Annotated in this window: 1 protein-coding gene; it reads right to left on the bottom strand. The window is 65.7% G+C overall.

Annotated elements, in window-relative coordinates; translation table 11 throughout:
- Window positions 1-203 precede the first annotated feature (203 nt).
- Window positions 204-1,394: a group II intron reverse transcriptase/maturase gene (gene ltrA / locus CcI156_RS23690; RefSeq protein ID WP_254847596.1), complete on the bottom strand. Its 1,191-nt coding sequence runs from the start codon at window positions 1,392-1,394 to the stop codon at window positions 204-206.
- Window positions 1,395-1,645 lie beyond the last annotated feature (251 nt).

Here is a 1,645-nt window from a genome sequence, read left to right on the forward strand (position 1 = left end):
GCCAGCCTGCGCAACCTGGCGATCGCGATCCTTCGCCTGACCGGCGCCACGAACATCGCCCAGGCAATCCGACACCACGCGCGGCGCCCCGAACGACCACTAGAGACGATCAAGAGCCTTGCTTGCTAACCGACAACTTTGCCGGGGCCCTGGGTGGGGACCGCCCTTACGGGCGGCCCCCGCACAGATCCCAGCGAGCGGAACTACCGCGCTGGGCTCCTGCCTTGGGTAGTGGCGTCAAAGCTGCGCAACCACTGCCCCTGATCGGGGATGGGCTGGTGACGGYGCCGCTTCGCCTCGGTGTTGATCTCCCGGAGATTCGCCGCCATACGCCGCTTGTCCGTGACACGCCTCACCCAGAAGAAGCCCTTCTTCCCCGTCGCACACAGGTGCGTGAAGCCCAGGAAGCTGAACGTCTCGGGCTTGCCCTCCCCACGGCGCGACCGGTTCACGGCGGCGAACCACCCGAACTCGATCAACCGGGTCTTGTCAGGGTGCAACTCCAAGCCGAACTTCGCGAACCTCTCACGGAGATCAGCAAGGAACCGCCGCGCGTCGTCCTCGGCCTGAAACCCGACGATCGCGTCATCGGCAAAACGTACGACTATGACATCTCCGTGCGCATTGTGATTCCGCCACCACTGCGCCCACAGGTCGAAGACGTGGTGCAGGTACACGTTAGCGAGCAACGGCGACGCCGAAGCCCCCTGCGGTGATCCGACCGTCGTCTCCGCCCACTCGCCGTTTTCTACCACTCCCGCACGCAACCACTTCTCGATGAGGCGCAGGAGCCGKTTGTCCGCGATCCGGTACTCAAGGAACCTGACGAGCCACTGATGGTTGAGGCTCGAAAAGAACTCCTTAATATCAAGATCAAGAACCCAGTTCACCCTCTTCCGCTGGATACCGACCGCGAGCGCGTCGAGCGCCATGTGCTGGCTACGCCCGGGCCGGAACCCGTACGAGAAGTTGACGAAGTCCTCCTCGAAGACCGCGTTGAGYACCTCGACGACGGCCCGCTGGACTATCTTGTCTTCCAGCGTGGCAATGCCGAGCGGCCGCCGCCGCCCGTCCGCCTTCGCGATGTACACCCTCCGCGAGGGACTCGCCCGGTAGCGCCCCGAGTGGATCCGGTCGTGCAGGCCGACCAGGTTGCACTGGAGGTCCTGCTCGTACTCCTCCCACGTCACCCCATCCACGCCCGGCGCGGCCTTCGGGCGAACCGCCCGGAACGCCGCCTCCAGGCGAGCCAGATCAACATGGTGGAGCAGCGCGGTGAACCGCATCTTCCTGTCCCGCCGTGCGGCTTGGCGCACACGGACCAACGGGTTTGACACGCCTGACCCGGCTCTGCGTCCGGAACGTGTTTCGCTGGCCGTGTTCCCCTTGGCCACGCCCTTTCCTCCCCCGCCTCCGCAACCACTCTCGCGGCTCTGTTCGGCTGGTTCACAGGTACTATGGGCGTGTCTGACCTCCCGCACCCGTGCATCCCAGGATTACCGCCTTGGCGTTCCCTGGACGRCCCGCCGGCCATCACACCGACGGGCGGGTACGGGCAGGGTGACCCGCAAAGTCTGTTTGTGCAGGTAGACGGTGTGAGACGGGGTGCGGGGGGCTGGGGCCGGTGGTGGTGTGAGGATCCGGG

It is taken from the genome of Frankia sp. CcI156, assembly GCF_001983015.1.
GTDB lineage: Bacteria > Actinomycetota > Actinomycetes > Frankiales > Frankiaceae > Frankia > Frankia casuarinae.